Origin of the sequence: Phyllobacterium sophorae (genome assembly GCF_003010965.1) — a bacterium.
GTDB classification, from domain to species: Bacteria; Pseudomonadota; Alphaproteobacteria; order Rhizobiales; family Rhizobiaceae; genus Phyllobacterium; species Phyllobacterium sophorae.
This window is the reverse complement of sequence record NZ_PGGM01000021.1, coordinates 15,100-31,686: the sequence shown is the minus strand read 5'-3', so window position 1 is coordinate 31,686 and position 16,587 is coordinate 15,100. Positions and strand designations below refer to the sequence as shown.

17 protein-coding genes are annotated in these 16,587 nt (G+C 59.7%); 16 read left to right on the top strand and 1 reads right to left on the bottom strand.

Going from position 1 to position 16,587, the window contains the following annotated elements; genetic code table 11:
- Positions 1-43: 43 nt before the first annotated feature.
- Genes CU103_RS29155 through phnN form a run of 11 tightly spaced genes read left to right on the top strand, consistent with a single transcriptional unit; the run spans position 44 to position 9,549 of the window.
- Positions 44-835 carry a DeoR/GlpR family DNA-binding transcription regulator gene (locus tag CU103_RS29155; RefSeq protein ID WP_146147891.1) on the top strand — a complete coding sequence of 264 codons (792 nt, stop codon included), beginning with the start codon at positions 44-46 and terminating at the stop codon, positions 833-835.
- A 4-nt stretch (positions 836-839) separates the two neighbouring features.
- Positions 840-2,306: an alkaline phosphatase family protein gene (locus tag CU103_RS29150; RefSeq protein ID WP_106667540.1), complete on the top strand. Its 1,467-nt coding sequence runs from the start codon at positions 840-842 to the stop codon at positions 2,304-2,306.
- 47 nt (positions 2,307-2,353) lie between these two features.
- Positions 2,354-3,541: an alpha-D-ribose 1-methylphosphonate 5-triphosphate diphosphatase gene (locus tag CU103_RS29145; RefSeq protein WP_245449061.1), complete on the top strand. Its 1,188-nt coding sequence runs from the start codon at positions 2,354-2,356 to the stop codon at positions 3,539-3,541.
- Positions 3,542-3,572: 31 nt separating this feature from the next.
- Entirely contained in the window at positions 3,573-4,055 is a 483-nt protein-coding gene (gene phnG, locus CU103_RS29140) for a phosphonate C-P lyase system protein PhnG (RefSeq protein WP_106667539.1), read from the top strand.
- A complete protein-coding gene (gene phnH / locus CU103_RS29135) occupies positions 4,052-4,675 on the top strand; it encodes a phosphonate C-P lyase system protein PhnH (RefSeq protein WP_106667538.1) in 624 nt (207 codons plus the stop codon). Before phnG ends, phnH begins: the two co-directional genes overlap by 4 nt.
- Positions 4,676-5,797 carry a carbon-phosphorus lyase complex subunit gene (locus CU103_RS29130; RefSeq protein ID WP_106667537.1) on the top strand — a complete coding sequence of 374 codons (1,122 nt, stop codon included), beginning with the start codon at positions 4,676-4,678 and terminating at the stop codon, positions 5,795-5,797.
- Complete coding sequence (locus CU103_RS29125) at positions 5,794-6,693, top strand: alpha-D-ribose 1-methylphosphonate 5-phosphate C-P-lyase PhnJ (RefSeq protein WP_106667536.1); 900 nt, start codon at positions 5,794-5,796, stop codon at positions 6,691-6,693. Before CU103_RS29130 ends, CU103_RS29125 begins: the two co-directional genes overlap by 4 nt.
- A complete protein-coding gene (gene phnK, locus CU103_RS29120) occupies positions 6,690-7,493 on the top strand; it encodes a phosphonate C-P lyase system protein PhnK (protein ID WP_106667535.1) in 804 nt (267 codons plus the stop codon). The genes CU103_RS29125 and phnK overlap by 4 nt, the downstream gene beginning before the upstream one ends.
- 16 nt (positions 7,494-7,509) lie before the next feature.
- Positions 7,510-8,256 carry a phosphonate C-P lyase system protein PhnL gene (gene phnL / locus CU103_RS29115; RefSeq protein WP_106667534.1) on the top strand — a complete coding sequence of 249 codons (747 nt, stop codon included), beginning with the start codon at positions 7,510-7,512 and terminating at the stop codon, positions 8,254-8,256.
- Positions 8,253-8,978, top strand: coding sequence for a DUF1045 domain-containing protein (locus CU103_RS29110; RefSeq protein WP_106667533.1), 726 nt, complete (start codon positions 8,253-8,255; stop codon positions 8,976-8,978). Before phnL ends, CU103_RS29110 begins: the two co-directional genes overlap by 4 nt.
- Positions 8,968-9,549 (top strand): phosphonate metabolism protein/1,5-bisphosphokinase (PRPP-forming) PhnN, encoded by a 582-nt coding sequence (gene phnN, locus CU103_RS29105; RefSeq protein WP_106667532.1) that lies wholly within the window; start codon positions 8,968-8,970, stop codon positions 9,547-9,549. The genes CU103_RS29110 and phnN overlap by 11 nt, the downstream gene beginning before the upstream one ends.
- A 323-nt stretch (positions 9,550-9,872) precedes the next feature.
- Here phnN and phnF read toward each other — a convergent pair whose 3' ends face one another.
- Entirely contained in the window at positions 9,873-10,616 is a 744-nt protein-coding gene (gene phnF, locus CU103_RS29100) for a phosphonate metabolism transcriptional regulator PhnF (RefSeq protein WP_106667531.1), read from the bottom strand.
- Positions 10,617-10,746: 130 nt separating this feature from the next.
- Here phnF and CU103_RS29095 point away from each other — a divergent pair, with 130 nt between their 5' ends.
- The 5 genes from CU103_RS29095 (at position 10,747) to CU103_RS29075 (ending at position 16,587) form a co-directional block, all read left to right on the top strand.
- Positions 10,747-12,303 carry an ABC transporter substrate-binding protein gene (locus CU103_RS29095; RefSeq protein ID WP_170117148.1) on the top strand — a complete coding sequence of 519 codons (1,557 nt, stop codon included), beginning with the start codon at positions 10,747-10,749 and terminating at the stop codon, positions 12,301-12,303.
- A gap of 6 nt (positions 12,304-12,309) precedes the next feature.
- Complete coding sequence (locus CU103_RS29090) at positions 12,310-13,299, top strand: ABC transporter permease (RefSeq protein WP_106667529.1); 990 nt, start codon at positions 12,310-12,312, stop codon at positions 13,297-13,299.
- Between the two features lie 119 nt (positions 13,300-13,418).
- Entirely contained in the window at positions 13,419-14,873 is a 1,455-nt protein-coding gene (locus CU103_RS29085) for an ABC transporter ATP-binding protein (protein WP_170117147.1), read from the top strand.
- Positions 14,861-15,643 (top strand): ABC transporter permease, encoded by a 783-nt coding sequence (locus CU103_RS29080; protein ID WP_106667527.1) that lies wholly within the window; start codon positions 14,861-14,863, stop codon positions 15,641-15,643. The genes CU103_RS29085 and CU103_RS29080 overlap by 13 nt, the downstream gene beginning before the upstream one ends.
- On the top strand, positions 15,640-16,587 hold the full coding sequence (locus CU103_RS29075; protein WP_106667526.1) for a sugar phosphate isomerase/epimerase family protein: 948 nt from the start codon (positions 15,640-15,642) through the stop codon (positions 16,585-16,587). The genes CU103_RS29080 and CU103_RS29075 overlap by 4 nt, the downstream gene beginning before the upstream one ends.

Below are 16,587 nucleotides of genomic sequence, written 5' to 3'. Positions count from 1 at the left end.
GGTCGCCGGCTTCAAAACCGTAATACGCTCCAAGAGAGCCAGCGTGAGGTCATCGATGCTCGGGACTGCAAGGCGTCAGCACATACTCAAACGATTGGAGTCCGGCGGGCAGGTCGAACTTTCGATCCTGGTGGACGAACTCGGCTGCTCGCCCGAAACGCTTCGCCGTGACCTGCGCGCCCTCGAACAGACGGGCAAACTCCGGCGGGTCCATGGCGGCGCGGTCGGCGTCTCGGCAGGCGAGCTGCCTCCGCTTGAAGCAAGGAAGGACAAAGATCGCCAGGCCAAGGCGCTGATCGCCGGTCTTGCGCGCGACGTCGTCACGCCAGGGTCAATGATTTATATCGGCGGTGGCTCTACGGCGCTTGCGGTGGCGGCCGAGATCGCGGACATGGCGCGTTCCACCTTTGTGACGGGGACGACCGATGTTGCCGCCGCTCTGGCCTCGCAGGGCAAGCACGAGGTTCATCTCGCCGGGGGCCTTTACGACGCGCCGACCAGAAGCGTCATCGGTCCCGAAATGCTGGATTTTTTACGTCCCCGAGTGTTCGACCTCTCCATCATCGGAATTAGCGGCATTGAGCTAGATCACGGCTTCATGGGCCCGACCAGTTCTCATGTCACGCAAACAAGTGTCATCCGCAAGCAGAGCCGGCGGGTCATGGTGGTATGCGACGTCACCAAATTCGGGATTCCCGGCCGTTACAAGATTCTGGATTTCGATCAGGTTGACCTGGTCGTGACGAACGAGCTTCCCGAGCCGGCGTTTGTGAAGCGTCTCTCGAAGGCTGGCACCGAGGTGATCAGCCCTCGCTCCATCGAGAGCGGCAGGTGACGTCATGAGCGCCAGCTTGAATCCCGGCCAAGATGCTAAATTCCTGATCGTTAGCTTTGACGGACTTCGGTCCGATATCGTCAATGAGGAACGGACGCCCAATCTCCTCCGTCTGGCAGGTGCCGGCGTTCGCTTTTCCAATCATCGGACGGTCTTTCCAAGCGAAAGCATGGTGGCATATGCAAGTCTCGTCACCGGAGCGCCACCGGCTGATCATGGCATCGTCGCCAACAATTTCGCCGATCCGGGCGTGATGCCCGGCAGGAGGATCAATACCGGAAGCGTCGAAGACATCGACTATGCGGACCGCGCCTATGGCGGCAAGCTGTTCACCACGCCGACCTTGGGCGACATTCTCCGTCGGGCAAATCGGCGCTTGGCCGTCATTTCCGGAAACTCCCCCGGCTGCACCCGGCTGGTCGACCTGAGCGGCGTCGCCGATGGGGGCTTCTCGTTCTGTTACCCACATCTCAACTATTCCTACCCGCGCCAACTTGCCGAGGAGATTGCCGCGAGCCCGGGTCTGCCGGAAGCTGAGGCGCAAGCTGGCCCAAGCAGCAGATATCTGACCGATGTCTTTCTCCGCCATGTCTGGCCGTCGCAAAGACCGGATTTGACCGTCCTCATCTTCAACGAGCCGGATACAAGCTTCCATGGCTGCGGACTAGGCTCGCCGGAGAGCATTGCGGTCATCAAGGATGCCGACACGCAGTTGGGGCGCATTCTCGACTTCTGGCAAACGGAACCTGGCCTCCAACTCATCGTCATGTCGGATCACGGGCACATCGCCCAAGTGAAGCGGGTGTCGGTGCGTGATGCCCTTGAAGCCGCCGATCTGCCGGTGTCGTCACATCCGACGTCAAGCGGTGCGATTGGCTTGCTGCCGGGGCATGTTGGCAAGATCTACGTGCCAGATCGCTGCGCCAAGACGCTGGACCGGATTGTCGAAGTTCTCTCCGCCGAGCCATGGTGCGGCATGCTGATCGCCAAAGACGAGCTGTCGGTCCCCGGGGCAATCAGGATGAGCGACGCATTCGTCAATCACCCGCGCGCGCCCGACCTCTACTATACGCTTCGCGGGAATGATTCAGACAACAGGTTCGGCATTCGCGGTGTCTGCTTTGCCGATGACGACGCATTCTTCGATGGTGCCGGTTACCACGGGGGGCTCCATATCGACGAGATGTCGTGCCTTGCCGTCGCAGCCGGCTCGCTTTTCAAGCGCGGCCATCAGTCGAGCATATTCTCCGGCATTACCGATATTGCGCCCACCATCCTCTCGGTCTTCGGTGTAGCGCCTCCCCCTTCGATGAAGGGGCGGGTGCTGCGCGAAGCCTTTGCCGACAGCCACCCGTCGGAGCACGCTATCATCTTCGATGAGCTATCCGCCACACGCGGAAAATACCGGCAAACATTGCGGCGCGTCCAGGTCGATGGCGTCCACTATCTCGATCATGGCCTGATCGAGTAAGGCCGTCGAATTCGTCAGCAGCTTCAATATTCACATGGACATCTGAAATGAACCTATCCACCCAATCCGACTTTCACCTTCGCCCACCCGAAAGCGGCTGGTCGCTCTCCGATGCGATGCTGGTCCTGGAAGACCGGGTGGTCGCCGGCCAGGTTCATGTCGATGGCGGCATGATTTCCGGGGTCACTCATTCGGATGCCGCCAACGGCGCATCCATCGATTGTGACGGCGACTTCCTTTTGCCCGGCCTCATCGATCTCCATACAGACAATGTCGAATGTCACTTCTTTCCGCGTCCTGGCGTTCAGTGGCCGATCGGATTGGGCGCGGTGCTCGCACATGATCAGCAAATGGTTTGCGCGGGAATAACGACAGTCCTCGATTCGCTTGCACTCGGCGACTACCAGAGTGGCGGCGGCCGGGCCCGGATCCTGAGGACAGCAATAGAAGAAATCAGCCGCGCACGGAACGAGGGTCTGTTTCGGGCCGAGCATTTCTTTCACTTCCGATGTGAAGTGTCGGACCCCTTGCTCATAGAGATCGTCGAACGGTTTCTCGATCTTCCGGCACTCAGGCTGCTCAGCGTCATGGATCACACCCCCGGCCAGCGGCAGTGGCGCGACCTCGCCCTGTTCCGCAACTATCGGCGCGAAAAGAAAGGCGTCATATGGACGGATCCCGAGTTCGAGCAATATCTGGAAGAGTGCCGAAAAGTTCAGGAAGAGTTCGCGCCAAAGTTTCGCCGTCTCATCCATGAAGCCGCGGTCACGCTCGGCGTGCCGGTCGCAAGTCACGACGACACGACCGTTGCGGACGTCGAGGAGTCGCATTCCAACGGCATCTCACTGAGCGAATTTCCGACGACGGTCGACGCCGCTCGCCGTGCACGCGAGCTCGGTATGCTGAACATCATGGGCAGCCCAAACATCGTCCTGGGCGGCTCCCACTCGGGAAATGTCAGCGCGGCCGTTCTCTCCGATCTCGGTTTGCTAGATATCCTCACATCCGACTACGTGCCATCAAGCCTTCTGCAAGCCCCATTCATGCTTGCTGACCGCGGTGTCCCTCTTCACTCGGCCGTCGCCATGGTGACGGCGACACCTGCGAACGCCATGGGATTTTCCGATCGGGGCCGCGTTGCCCCGGGCCTGCGTGCCGATCTTGTGCGCATTCGCCTGGTCGACGGCGTGCCGGTGGTCCGGAGCGTCTGGGTGGCCGGCAGGCAATATCTATAAAGGGGCCTGAGCGCCAAATGGAACGACAATCATGACATTGAACACCAAAATAGACGCGGACTTGCCAACAACGCCGCAGCGCGCCGACTGGCTCGGAATTCTCTCCCGCAGTCATGCGGGCGACCTGGACGCACTGACTGCGGGGATCGTGGCCGCTGTGAGCTTCGAATGGCTCCGCCAACCGCATGTGGGACTGGTGATGGTGCGGGGACGGGCCGGCGGGACCGGGCAGGTCTTCAATCTCGGCGAGATGACGGTGGCGCGCGCCTCAATCCGTCTTGCAGACGGCACGCTGGGCCACGGCTACGTGCAAGGTAGAGACAAGCGGCAGGCACAACTTGCAGCAATCGTCGACGCACTGCTGCAGCAGCCCGACCGCCACGAGGAGATCATCGCAAAAGTGATCGAGCCGCTGCGCCAGACAGAACAGGCGCGCCGCATCGAGAAGAGCCGCAAGGCCGCGTCCACGAAAGTCGAATTCTTCACCATGGTTCGCGGGGAGAACCCGGCATGACACTGCAATCTATCACCGCCACGTCCTCTGATGGCACTCTTCTGAAGCCGGGCTTTGCCGATCCTGTCTTCGATGCGCAGGCCGTCTTCCGCGCCGCCCTTCTCGCAACCGCTTATCCCGGTCGTGTGATACCGCTCGATCGCAGCTTCGTCGCACCGCGACCGTTCTCCCCGGCGACGGCGGCCCTCTGCCTGACGCTGATGGATTTCGAGACGCCGGCTTGGCTCGACCGCCAAACGGCCTCCAGCGAAGCGTCCGCCTGGCTCCGCTTCCATTGCGGTCTGCCATTGATCGAGGAAACGGCGACGGCGCGCTTTGCTGTCGTCACCGACGCGCTCAACATGCCGCGCCTATTTGAATTCCATTCAGGGGAAATTGAATATCCCGACCGCTCGACCACCCTTCTCATCCAGGTCAAGTCCTTCACCGAAGGACCGGTTACAACCTGGAGCGGTCCGGGCATCAAGGACAACACGACTGGCGCCATCGATGGGCTGCCCTTCTGGTTCTGGTCCGATTGGGACCTGAATAGCGAGTTCTATCCGCGTGGCATCGACGTGATCTTCAGCTGCGGCAATGCCCTGATGGGCCTGCCGCGCACCATCAAAGTGGAGGCGTAAATGGCCTATGTCGCCGTCAAGGGTGGGGAACAGGCCATCCTCAACACCCACAAGCTGATCTCCGAAACCCGCCGGGGCAATCCGGATCTTGCCGAACTTTCGCTCGCTCAGATCAGCGAGCAGTTCGGGCTCGCCGTCGACCGGGTGATGACGGAAGGGTCCGTCTACGATCGTGAACTTGCCGCACTGGCGCTCAAGCAGGCACAGGGCGACGCGATCGAGGCGATCTTTCTGCTTCGCGCCTATCGGACGACATTACCGCGGATCGCCGTATCTGAGCCGATCGACACCTCGAAGATGGCCATACGCAGGCGCATCTCGGCGACCTTCAAGGATATCCCCGGCGGTCAGGTGCTGGGTCCGACCTACGACTATACCCACCGCCTGGTTGACTTCGCGTTGGCGGCGGAAGGTCTCGAACGGCCGCAGGCTGAGCTTGCACACGAACCACTCGATGAGACTCTACCTCGCGTCATTGACCTACTCAACGATGAGGGTCTGATCGAGGAGGAAATCGACGAGAGCGATGGTGAGGTGTTTGACCTCACCCGCGAACCGATGCTCCTCCCGGCAGGCCGCGATCAGCGTTTGCAGAATCTCGCACGCGGTGATGAGGGCTTCGTGCTCGGGCTCGCCTATTCGACGGCGCGCGGTTACGGCGGTGTCCATCCCTTCGTTGGCGAATTGCGGCTCGGCGAGGTAGAGGTCGAGATCGTTCCGGAAGAGCTCGGTTTTCCAATCGCGATCGCTGAGATCACAGTCACCGAGTGCCAGATGATCAATCAGTTTCGCGGTTCTGTCGATAGGCCGCCGCAGTTCACGCGCGGATATGGGCTGACCTTTGCCCATAATGAACGAAAGGCCATGGCGGTGGCTTTGGTTGACCGGGCATTGCGCGCCCGAGAGTTCGGCGAAAATGTGCGCTACCCCGCCCAGGATGCGGAATTCGTGCTCTCCCACACTGACAACGTCGAAGGGAACGGTTTCGTGACGCATTTCAAGCTCCCCCATTACGTCGACTTTCAGGCCGAGCTGCAACTCGTGCGGCAATTGCGGACTGAGCACGAGGAACATCGTCGCAAGGCCACTGGCTCAGAACAGGCGAAGGAGGCCGCGGAATGACCACGACAGCAGCACAGGTGCATAAAGAGGACGGGTATAACTTTGCCTATCTCGATGAACAGACGAAACGGATGATCCGTCGCTCACTGCTCAAGGCTCTTTCGATCCCCGGTTACCAGGTGCCTTTCGGCGGACGCGAAATGCCGCTTGCTTATGGCTGGGGCACCGGCGGTATTCAGGTGACGGCGAGCGTCATCGGCCCTGACGACGTTTTGAAAGTAATCGACCAGGGCGCCGACGACACCACCAATGCTGTCTCCATTCGCCGTTTCTTTCAGACTGTCTGTGATGTCTCGGTAACCGAAAGCACCGCGGAAGCGACAGTCGTTCAGACCCGCCACCGGGTGCCGGAAACGCCGCTGAAGGAAGGCCAGGTGCTAGTTTACCAGGTGCCGCGTCCGGAGCCTCTCAGCAGGATGGAACCACGGGAAACGGAGACCCGCAAGATGCATGCCTATGCCGAATATGGCGCCATGCAGGTGACGCTCTATGAAGACGTCGCCCACTTTGGCCGCATCGCCAAGACCTACGACTATCCGGCCATAGTCAACGGAAGGCACCTGATGTCTCCATCACCGATCCCGAAGTTCGACAACCCGAAAATGGAAAACAATCCCGCAATCCAGCTGTTTGGCGCCGGCCGCGAAAAGCGCATCTACGCCGTTCCTCCCTACACCTCCGTCAGAAGCCTCGACTTCGACGATCATCCCTTCGAGGTGCAGACGTGGAAAGGCTCATGTGCGCTCTGTGGTTCGACGACCAGCTATCTCGACGAGATGATCACCGACGACCGCGGTTCCCGCATGTTCGTGTGCTCGGACACCGACTTTTGCAACACCCGCCAGGCCGAGGCGGCTAGCGCACCGGACGACAAGGCGGCAGGAGAAGACGCATGACAGCGAGTGCGCTCCGCAAACCCGCCCCTAAGCCACCGCTTCTTGAAGTCTCGGGCCTCTCTAAATCCTATGGCACTCAGGTTGGTTGCAGAGACATCTCCTTCGCGGTACGGCCCGGAGAGGTGCTCGGTATCGTTGGCGAGAGCGGCTCCGGCAAATCCACCCTGCTTGCCTGCCTCTCCGGACGCTTGCAGCCCGATAGCGGCTCGATCAGCTATGACATGAAGGATCGCGGGCCGGTCGACATTCTGACGCTCTCCGAACATGAACGGCGACGGCTTGCCCGCACCGACTGGGGCATCGTCCACCAGAACCCGCGCGACGGCTTGCGGCTGGACGTATCAGCCGGCGGCAATATCGGCGAGCGGCCGATGGCGCTCGGCGCTCGCCATTATGGCGATATCCGCTCCGACGCGCAGGATTGGCTCAAGAAGGTTGAGATCGACCTGTCCCGTACTGACGACAAGCCGCGCACCTTCTCCGGCGGCATGCAGCAGCGCCTGCAGATCGCCCGCAATCTCGTCACGCGTCCCCGGCTCGTCTTCATGGACGAACCGACCGGCGGGCTCGACGTCTCGGTCCAGGCACGCCTGCTCGACCTGTTGCGCGGGCTCGTGCGCGAGCTCGGCGTCGCCGCGATCATCGTCACCCATGATCTCGCCGTCGTGCGCCTGCTCGCCGATCGGCTGATGGTCATGCAGCGTGGCCGTGTCATCGAGGAGGGTCTGACCGACCAGGTGCTCGACGATCCTCATCATCCCTATACCCAACTGCTCGTCTCCTCCGTCCTGCAGGTTTGAGACTTAAGGACAACTCATGACCATTCGTTTGCACGCCAAGGGCTTGACCAAGACCTTCACGCTCCACACACAGGGCGGCATCGTCCTGCCGGTCTTCGACGACGTCGAACTGACGGTAAAGGCCGGCGAATGCGTCTGCTTGCACGGGCCGTCCGGCGCCGGCAAGTCGACGCTGTTGCGTTCGCTCTATGCCAACTACAAGCCGGATGCCGGGCAGATCCTGGTCAAACACCTTGGCCAGACCGTTGATCTTTTGGCGGCCGAGCCCTGGGAGGTCGTCGAGATCCGCCGCAGCACCATCGGCTATGTCAGCCAGTTCCTGCGCGTCATTCCACGCGTCGGGGCCCTCGACGTCGTTGCCGAGCCGGCAATCGCCAACGGCATGCCGGTCGATGAGGCCAAGGCGCGTGCCAGGACCCTGCTGACGCGGCTGCGCATTCCCGAACGCCTCTGGTCGCTGGCGCCCGCCACCTTTTCCGGTGGCGAGCAGCAGCGCGTCAACATCGCCCGCGGCTTCATCGTGGATTATCCGATCTTGCTGCTCGACGAACCCACCGCCTCGCTTGACGCCGCCAATCGCGCAACGGTCGTCGACCTGATCGACGAGGCAAAAATACGTGGCACAGCCGTCGTTGGCATCTTTCATGATAAGGAGGTGCGTAACGCCGTTGCAGACCGGTTGTTTGAAGTTGGAAAAGCAGCCGTGCCTTCATCGTCTGGCAAATCTGACCTGCAAATGTCAGCCGGAGCGATGGTGGAATGACCGGCCAAGGGGGTGACCGACGATATGCGCTGTACTATGCTCCGGCTCCAACGCATCCGTTAAGCCGGGCGGCGGCACTTTGGCTGGGTCGCGATCCTTTCGATCCTAACACCCCTGTTCCCAAGAAGCAAACAGAAGCCGACCGGGCACTGACAGCCGAACCGCAGCGGTACGGTTTTCATGCGACGTTGAAACCGCCGTTTCGCCTTGCGCCGGGCAAAAGCCGGCAGGAACTGGAGACTGCCATCCAACAATTCGCGCAACGTCGACCGCCCTGTCCGATTGGACCATTGCGGGTCACCGCGCTCGGAAAGTTCTTCACTCTCGCACCCATCAACACTACGCCATATCTCCGCAGCTTTGCCACTCGGGTGGTATCGGAGTTCGATCGTTTCCGTGCGCCGTTGACGGCACAGGATCTCCAGCGGCGGTTGAAGTCGAGCCTCGATGAAGCGGAGATGACCAATCTGGTTCAGTGGGGTTATCCGTACGTATTCGACCGCTTCCAGTTTCACATGACCTTGACCGGTCCCGTGTCGGCCGAAGACCGGGAGGGTGTCAAGACACGGCTGAAAAGGCAGTTCGGACCGCTGCTCGACGAAGATTTCCTCGTCGATGCCATCACCCTGTTCGAGCAAGAAGGTCCGCATGCCGATTTCGTGGCCACCTCCCGCTTTGCGTTTCGCGAGATGCAGTTGGAGGGTTCGGTTAATGACCGATAGCGCTCGCCTAGAAGGAACACTGGTCTTGGTCGTCGGCCCCAGCGGCGCCGGCAAGGACACGCTGTTGAACCTGGCAAAAGAGGCACTCGCCGGTGACGAACGCTTCAACTTCGTGCGACGAATCATTACCCGGCCCGCTGGCGGCGGCGAGGACAGCGCGTTCGCAACGAAGGAAGCGTTTCAGCGACTGGTCGAGGAAGGCCTTCTTGCTCTATATTGGCAAGCGCATGGCCTCTCCTACGGATTGCCGATCATTATCGATGAATGGCTAGCCAATGGAGACGTGGTCGTCGCGAACGGGTCGCGTTCCATCCTGGCCGAAGCGCGGACAAGATTTTCTAGGCTGAAGATCGTAAACGTCGTGGCGTCACCGGATGTGATTGCCGATCGTCTGAGAAGCCGTGGTCGTGAAGCCGATGATGACGTTATGCAGCGGTTGCAGCGTGGCGGCGAGTTCGATCCGGAGGGATCGGATGTCGTCACCGTCGATAACTCCGGTCCGCCACACGTCGCTGCAGAACATTTTGTTCGAATAATCCGGTCGTGTAGCCTAACGGTGCACTCGCTTTGAACAGTACTGACGGTTCGAGCATCGTTAGATTTGCGCGAAGTTCCTGACAGCAACGTGGCATCAAGGTCGTGATTTCGGTTTGCCTTATCTTGAAATCAAAGAAACGCCTCACTGCTTCGCGTCCGGTGAGCGGTCATACGACCTGTACACGGCAAATTTCGCCGACCTTGCGCGTCAAGGGTGATTTTCGCATGTACCGCCTGAATTATCGGCCTGGGTCGAGGCAAGATCGGCCAACGGCAGAGAACGGACTTGTCGATTTGCTAATTCTTGATTTCGTATCTGCCTGTGAGTTGTCTTCGCAACTGGCTTAGAATGACGGCCTATTTGCCCGGCTCTTCCCCATCGAAAACGAACTGGATCCGGTCAGCGGCGTAGCAGGTCACATGGCACCACACGGGCCTGCCGTTCTCGTCCACTTCCACGGCTCTCTTCTCGACGACCGGTCTCGACAGGGATTGATCAAGAAGTTTGGCCTCCTCTTCTGTCGGCATACGCGCGATCACCTTGGCAGTGCCGGGCCACAAAGAGGCAAATCCAAATTTCGCCAAGGCGGATTCGACATCCGCCTCTGGGCCCATCGCCTCAACGAAACCTGAAAACCTGGGCAAATCCAGGAAACTGGTGCTGAATGCCACCGGCCGACCGTTGCTTTCCGCGATTAGCTGAACGGCCAGTACCGATGTTCCGGGAGCAAGATCGAGGCAGGAACATACCCATCCATCAGCCGACCTGCTCTCGGCGGAGATCAGCTTTCGGCTTGGCAACTGTTTGTTGGCGCGGACATTCTGAGGAAATGTAATGCGTGAGGCCATACGATACTCGAGCATATCGGTTTCGATGAATGCTCCGCGGCCATGTTCGATCCGGATGAGCCCTTTGTTCTGAAGGATTGCGAGCGCCTTGCGCGAGGTCATGCGGCTGACGCCAAACCGTTCGGCTACTTTCGTGTCAGCGGGCAGTCGCCCTTCCTTATCGAACTCGCCTTCGAGAATCTCGCGATGCAAGGTCTCGACGATCGTCTTCCAACGGGGTTGTCCTGACATCCCGGACGGGCGTGATTTCATAAAATTAACCTCTCTGTCATGCGTCTGTCACGAAAACTCGTGTATACGAGTTGCGAAACGCCTCGGCAACGAAACAGATCACGTCGGCTGGACGGCGCATGCAAAGTCTACACAAACAATGGATTCGGCAATGCTCAATCATCCCATCTCCCGCCGCATGTTCAACATCTCTCTCGGAACCACCGCTCTTGCGGCGATCACCCGCCCAAGTCTCGCGCAAACAAGTCCCACGCCGACCAAGGGCGGCCGGTTAAGAATCATGTTGCAGGAGACAGCTTCGTCCTCGCTGCTAGATCCCACCAAAGTCGCGTCCTTCAGCGTATACTTTGCCTACGCGATGGTTGGAGAAAGATTGGTGTGCGTCGACAGCCGCCTCAACCCCGTTCCGATGCTTGCCGAGAGCTGGGAACCGGTCAACAACAAGGTCGACGTTTGGGTTTTCAAACTGCGTCGCGGTGTCGAGTTCCACAATGGCAAGAGCCTGACGGCAAAGGACGTCACCTATTCGTTGAACCGCCTTCGCGACCCGGCTTCGCAGTCGCCGTTGCGCACCCTTCTTGAACACATCACCGAGATCGTCGAGGACGATCCTTATACACTGCGGTTTGTTCTCTCGCGCCCCGATGCAGACTTCCCTCTGTTGCTGGCGCAGGACCGATTCTACATCTTCCCAGAGGGCTTTTCGACCTTTGACAAGCCGTTGGGCACCGGTCCTTTTGTAGCAGACGGCTTGAATCCGGCCGGCGTCAATGTTTACCGCCGCAATCAAAACTATTGGCAGAACGGCAAGCCTTATCTGGACGAGGTTGCGTTCCAGGGAAATCAGGACGCGGTCACGCGCGCTTCAGCACTTCTCGCCGGCGATGTGGATGCCGTGCAGACGATCAACTTCGCGCTCGCGAAGCGCATCGCGGCAACATCCAGCTTCCAGGTCGTGTCTTCCCCGAGCGGCGTGCACAACGTCATTGCCATGCTGACCGACACGTCGCCGTTTGACCGGCCTGAAGTTCGCGATGCGATGAAATATCTCTTCGACCGAGAGCAAATGCGCGATCGCCTTTGCGCCGGCCATGCGCAGATCGGCAATGACCACCCCATCCCGCCCTTCAGCTCTTTCTACCATACCGAATTGCCGATCCGCACGTACGATCCCGATCGCGCCAAGTCGATCCTGCAGAAAGCTGGACTGAGCTTTCCGACGCAGGTCCTCCATTCCTCTGACGCCGTGACACCCGGCGTTGCGGTCGATCTGGCGCAAGTCTATGCCGATGGGGCGCGCAAGGCGGGAATTTCGCTCGAGCCGAAACGCGATCCCGTCACCGGCTATTGGGACAACGTCTGGCTGAAGCAGCCGCTCATGGTGAGTGGATGGGGTACGCGCTTCACGCCCGACCTTATGCTGCGCGTTGCCTATCGCTCGGGCGCGAAATGGAACGAAACGCACTGGAGCCGGCCGAAGGTGGACGCAATGATGGACGAGGCGGTTGCCACCACAGATGTCAACCGGCGTCGCGAACTATACTGGGCGATCCAGGAGACGATTCACCACGATGGCGGCGCCGGCATCCCGCTCTTCTTCGATCAGCTTGACGCGGTCTCCAGCAAAGTGAAGGGCGTTTCGCCGTCTCCGCTGGGCTCATTGACCGGACCGGCTATGGCTGACCTTTGGCTCGACCAGAGCGCTTGATCCGCGATGTCCGTTGACTCTCTGACTTCCGAGCAACACGAGCAGAGGTCGCCCTTCGCAAACCTCCGTTCGATTGCTTTTGAACTGACAATACGGTTAGTCATTCTCCTGGTTGCTGCCGCCCTGATTTTCTTCGGGACGGCACTCATTCCGGGCGACTTCGTGACGGAGTTGCTCGGCCAGGACTACACGCCGGAACTAGGCGCCCAACTGCGCCATAGCCTTGGTCTGGACCGGCCTTTGCCGGAGCGCTTCGTCACCTGGCTGCTTCACTTCCTTCAAGGAGAATTCGGCCAATCATTCACCAGCCGCATACCGGTCTGGGAGGTCGTTCAGCCGCGTCTCGGCAATACGCTGATGCTTGCTGGCGCCGCGCTTTGCTGGTTTCCGCTTGCTCTGACTGCCGGCGTGGCGTCTTTCCTCGCGCCTCCGCAAAGTCGGCGTTTCCTCCAGCTCTTCATGCAAATCGTGCTTTGCGCACCGGAGTTTCTCATCGCCTATATTTTCATCTACGTTTTTGCCGTCCAGCTCCATTTGCTGCCGGCAGTCTCGCGATTGGCGCCAGATCAGTCGGTGTCGCAACATATCCGCGTTCTTATTCTGCCAAGCGCCTGTCTCGGCGTCGGCATGATTGCCTATGTCGGCCGCATGCTGCTGTCGCTGCTACTGATGGAGGAAAAGAAGGACTATTTCGAATTCGCTCGCCTGCGCGGGTTCAGCCGAAGCTGGATTGCGCTCCGCTATGCGGTTCCGGCGATCCTCCCGTCGATCGTCAACCTCCTCCTCATTTACTGCGCTTACCTGCTGACCGGCGTGCTGGTGATCGAGGTTGTTTTCGGTATTTCCGGTATCGGCGAATTGGCGGTGTCCTCGGTTGTTTGGCGCGATATCCCGGTCCTGCAATTCTGCGCAGTGTTCATCACCGCCATCTATGTGGGCATCTACTCGCTGTCGGACCTGGTCGCCGGCCAGATCAGCAAAAGAGGCGCGCTATGAAACCAGACAGCTCCGAAAGACAACACACCGCAGAGGCCGCCAATGTTCTTGAAGTCAAAGACCTCTCGGCAGTCATCTCTAACTCCGCGGCTAGTGCAAGGCGAATCGAGAAGCTGTGTATGGCACTGAAGCCCGGCACGCTGTCGACGATGATCGGACCGTCAGGCGTCGGCAAGACCAGTCTTTGCCTCGCCCTCATGGGATGGTTGAGACCCAATGTTCGTATCGTGAGCGGCGAAGTCCTGTTCGGGACGCGGCCTTTGCTGCAGATGCACCAGCGGCAGAAACAGGCGCTGTGGGGGCGCGAGATTCTCTACATTCCGCAGTCTTCGGCGACGGCGCTGGCGGCCCCGCGGAACGTCGTCGGTCAGATCTCCGAGTTTGCCGGTGACACAGCGCAAGAGCGGAGCGAGCGCCGCAAACTCCTTCAGGCGGCGTTTCAGCGGTTGGAGATTCCCGGATTTGATGAGGATCGCTATCCGCACCAATATAGCGGCGGACAATTGCAGCGCATTTTGATCTCGACGGTGTTTTGTGCGACGCCTCGCCTGATTATTCTCGACGAGCCGACGACGGCGCTGCACCCGGATCTTAAGACCAGCGTCATCGAGGCCATCAAGGCTCGCGTTAGGGAAATCGGTGCTGCAGCGCTCGTCATATCGCACGAACTCCCCTTCTTTGCCGAGTTTTCGGATCAGACCATCGACCTGAGCGCGTCTGTTCCCCCGGCGGTAAAGCCGAGATCCGTACGTCCGGCAGCGCCGCTGGTTGGAGAATCCCGCGCTGCGTTCAAACCCCAGCCAATGCTGACTGAGCCGCCGCGATTGGCGGTCGGCGGGCTCTGCATCAAGGCGCCGAGCGGCCGGCCGCTGGTTCGGAACGTGGCTTTTCAGGTACGGCCCGGAGCCTGCCTCGGGATCGTTGGCCCCTCTGGTGCCGGCAAGACGACGATCCTGCGGAGCTTGCTTGGGCAGCATGGCGACGCTAAAGGAACCATTGAAGTTGACGGTCAGCGGATACCGTTGCACCACTCCCGTCGCACCGTCGAGCAAAAACGCCAGCTCGAATATGTGCCGCAATCGGTGAAGCTGCATCTGAACCCTGCTCTCAGCGTCGACTATCTCATTCGCAGAAGGCTGCGTCAGGCCGGACACGATCATTCCATCGATGCCGTTGTGGACGCGCTTGAGAAAGTCCTCTTGCCCGCCGACTACCGTTCCAAACGGAGCGCGGAACTGTCGGGTGGGGAATGTCAACGATTGGGCATAGCACTTGCCCTCGCCAGTCATCCGGCACTGCTGCTGCTCGATGAAGTCACGGCGTCACTCGATCCGGTGAACGCAAATGTCGTCGCCGATATTCTGGACAGGCACAGGGCCAGCGGGAGCATGGCGATGCTGCTCGTTTCGCACCAGCCGGAGATCGTCGCGCGCCTCGCAAGCGATGTTCTCGAACTGCGCGACGGTCAGGTCGTACACCCCGTCAGGGACAACCATGCGCCCTCTGCGTCTCGCGAGGATGTGGCGGGGAGTGTTATTTATCGTGAGAGTGAACCCCGGCAATGCGTGCTCTGATATTCATCGGCTTTATCCTTTTCTTCATGATCGCGCCGTTCTTCATCGGAACATCGGCGGATACTTTTTCTGGAGCCGGCCCGTTTGAAAGCCTTTCTCCGGCGCATCCATTGGGAACTGACTATCTCGGGCGTGACATGCTGTTCGAGGTCCTTCGAGCCGGTAGCGTGACGATGTTCATTTGCGCGGCAGCAACGTTGCTGTCGTTGGCGAGCGGCCTGACTTGCGCGGTGCTGACCAGCGCCCTGCCAACGATACCCGGCACGATCCTCGCCCGCGGCATGGACGCGCTGAATTCAATCCCCAGTCTCATCATCGCATTCGTGCTCATCGCTGCCTTCGGATCGACCACATCGAGCCTCATTATCATCATCACCGTGGTCGAGTTCACGCGGGCCTATCGCTCGCTCAAGGCGCCGGTGATCCAAATCTTCGCCGAGCCATTCGTCGAGCTTTCTCGGATAAGAGGCGAAGGCTTCGTCTATCTTGTCACGCGAGATATCTGGCCGAACATTCGTCCCTACGCGGCTGTCGAGCTCGTCAACCGTTTCGTTGCCTGCCTGATGTTTCTGAGCGCGCTTAGCCTGCTCGGAATTGGCATCCAGCCCCCGACCACCGACTGGGGAACGCTGATCAAGCTCAATGCGACCGGCCTTTTGCTCGATTCAGCGGCGCCGCTCATCCCAGGCATTTTCATTCTAATCGCCTCGTTGCTTGCGCTCCTCGCAGCCTCCGATGCATCCCGCAAACTGGAATTCTCGAAATCATGACAAAACTATTCCTGCATTCGTACGGTCTTCGTTATCAGTATCGCCACAAGCCGGGCTTTGATGTGTTCTCGCTCGTCGATCTTGCCGCGGACCTGGGATTCGATGGCATCAACGTCTCGTGCTTTGAACCGTACATCGAAATCTCTGGAATCGAGCCGGCGCACCTTCGGAAACTTCGTGCCCATCTGGAAAAGCGCGGGATACTGATCGATATCGAGACCGCGGGGACCGAGCCGGCGCATATCGAGCGATGGCTCGGCATAGCGCAAGAACTCGGCGCGGGGTTCTTGCGGACCTACACCAAGGGAACTTTGGACAGGCGCCTTCGCGTCGAAGAAGCCAAAGCCAATCTCGCCCAGGCGGCGCATGCAGCCGAGCGCGCCGGCATCCCACTGCTTCTTGAAAACCACGAGGATATTTCGGCCAGCGAGGTCGCCGAAATCCTCACCCACGTCGACAGTCCTTGGGTACAAGGGCTTTTTGACTACGTGAACTCGATGCTGTTCTATGAGGATCCGTTGACATCCCTGGATCTTATGCGCCCCTGGATACGCTCGGCGCACCTGAAGGACTGTGTAATCCTCGCTCCCGGCGAGGGTGGCCTGCTCGGTGTGCCGATCGGCGGAGGCAATGCTCCGGTGGCTGAGATCACTTCTCAGCTTCTAGCCTCGGGAGTCGATCGAATTTGCTTTGAAAACACGTGGGGCTATCAGGCTGCGATGCGAGACCGCCGCGGAAGCGCAAATTTGGGAGAAGGTTTCTTCCAACATCCCGTCACGCCACTCCGCGAGCCTGCCGAATATGTTGATATCGACAGTCTCATAACAAAGGATCCCGGAAAAGTCGCCGAGCTTGAGTATTGGGCTCTCGGAGAATCTCTGAAGTGGCTGAAGCACAAAATTCCAGAGTTCGCTCAAATTCGCATCCCCAACTCAAGAGGCTGA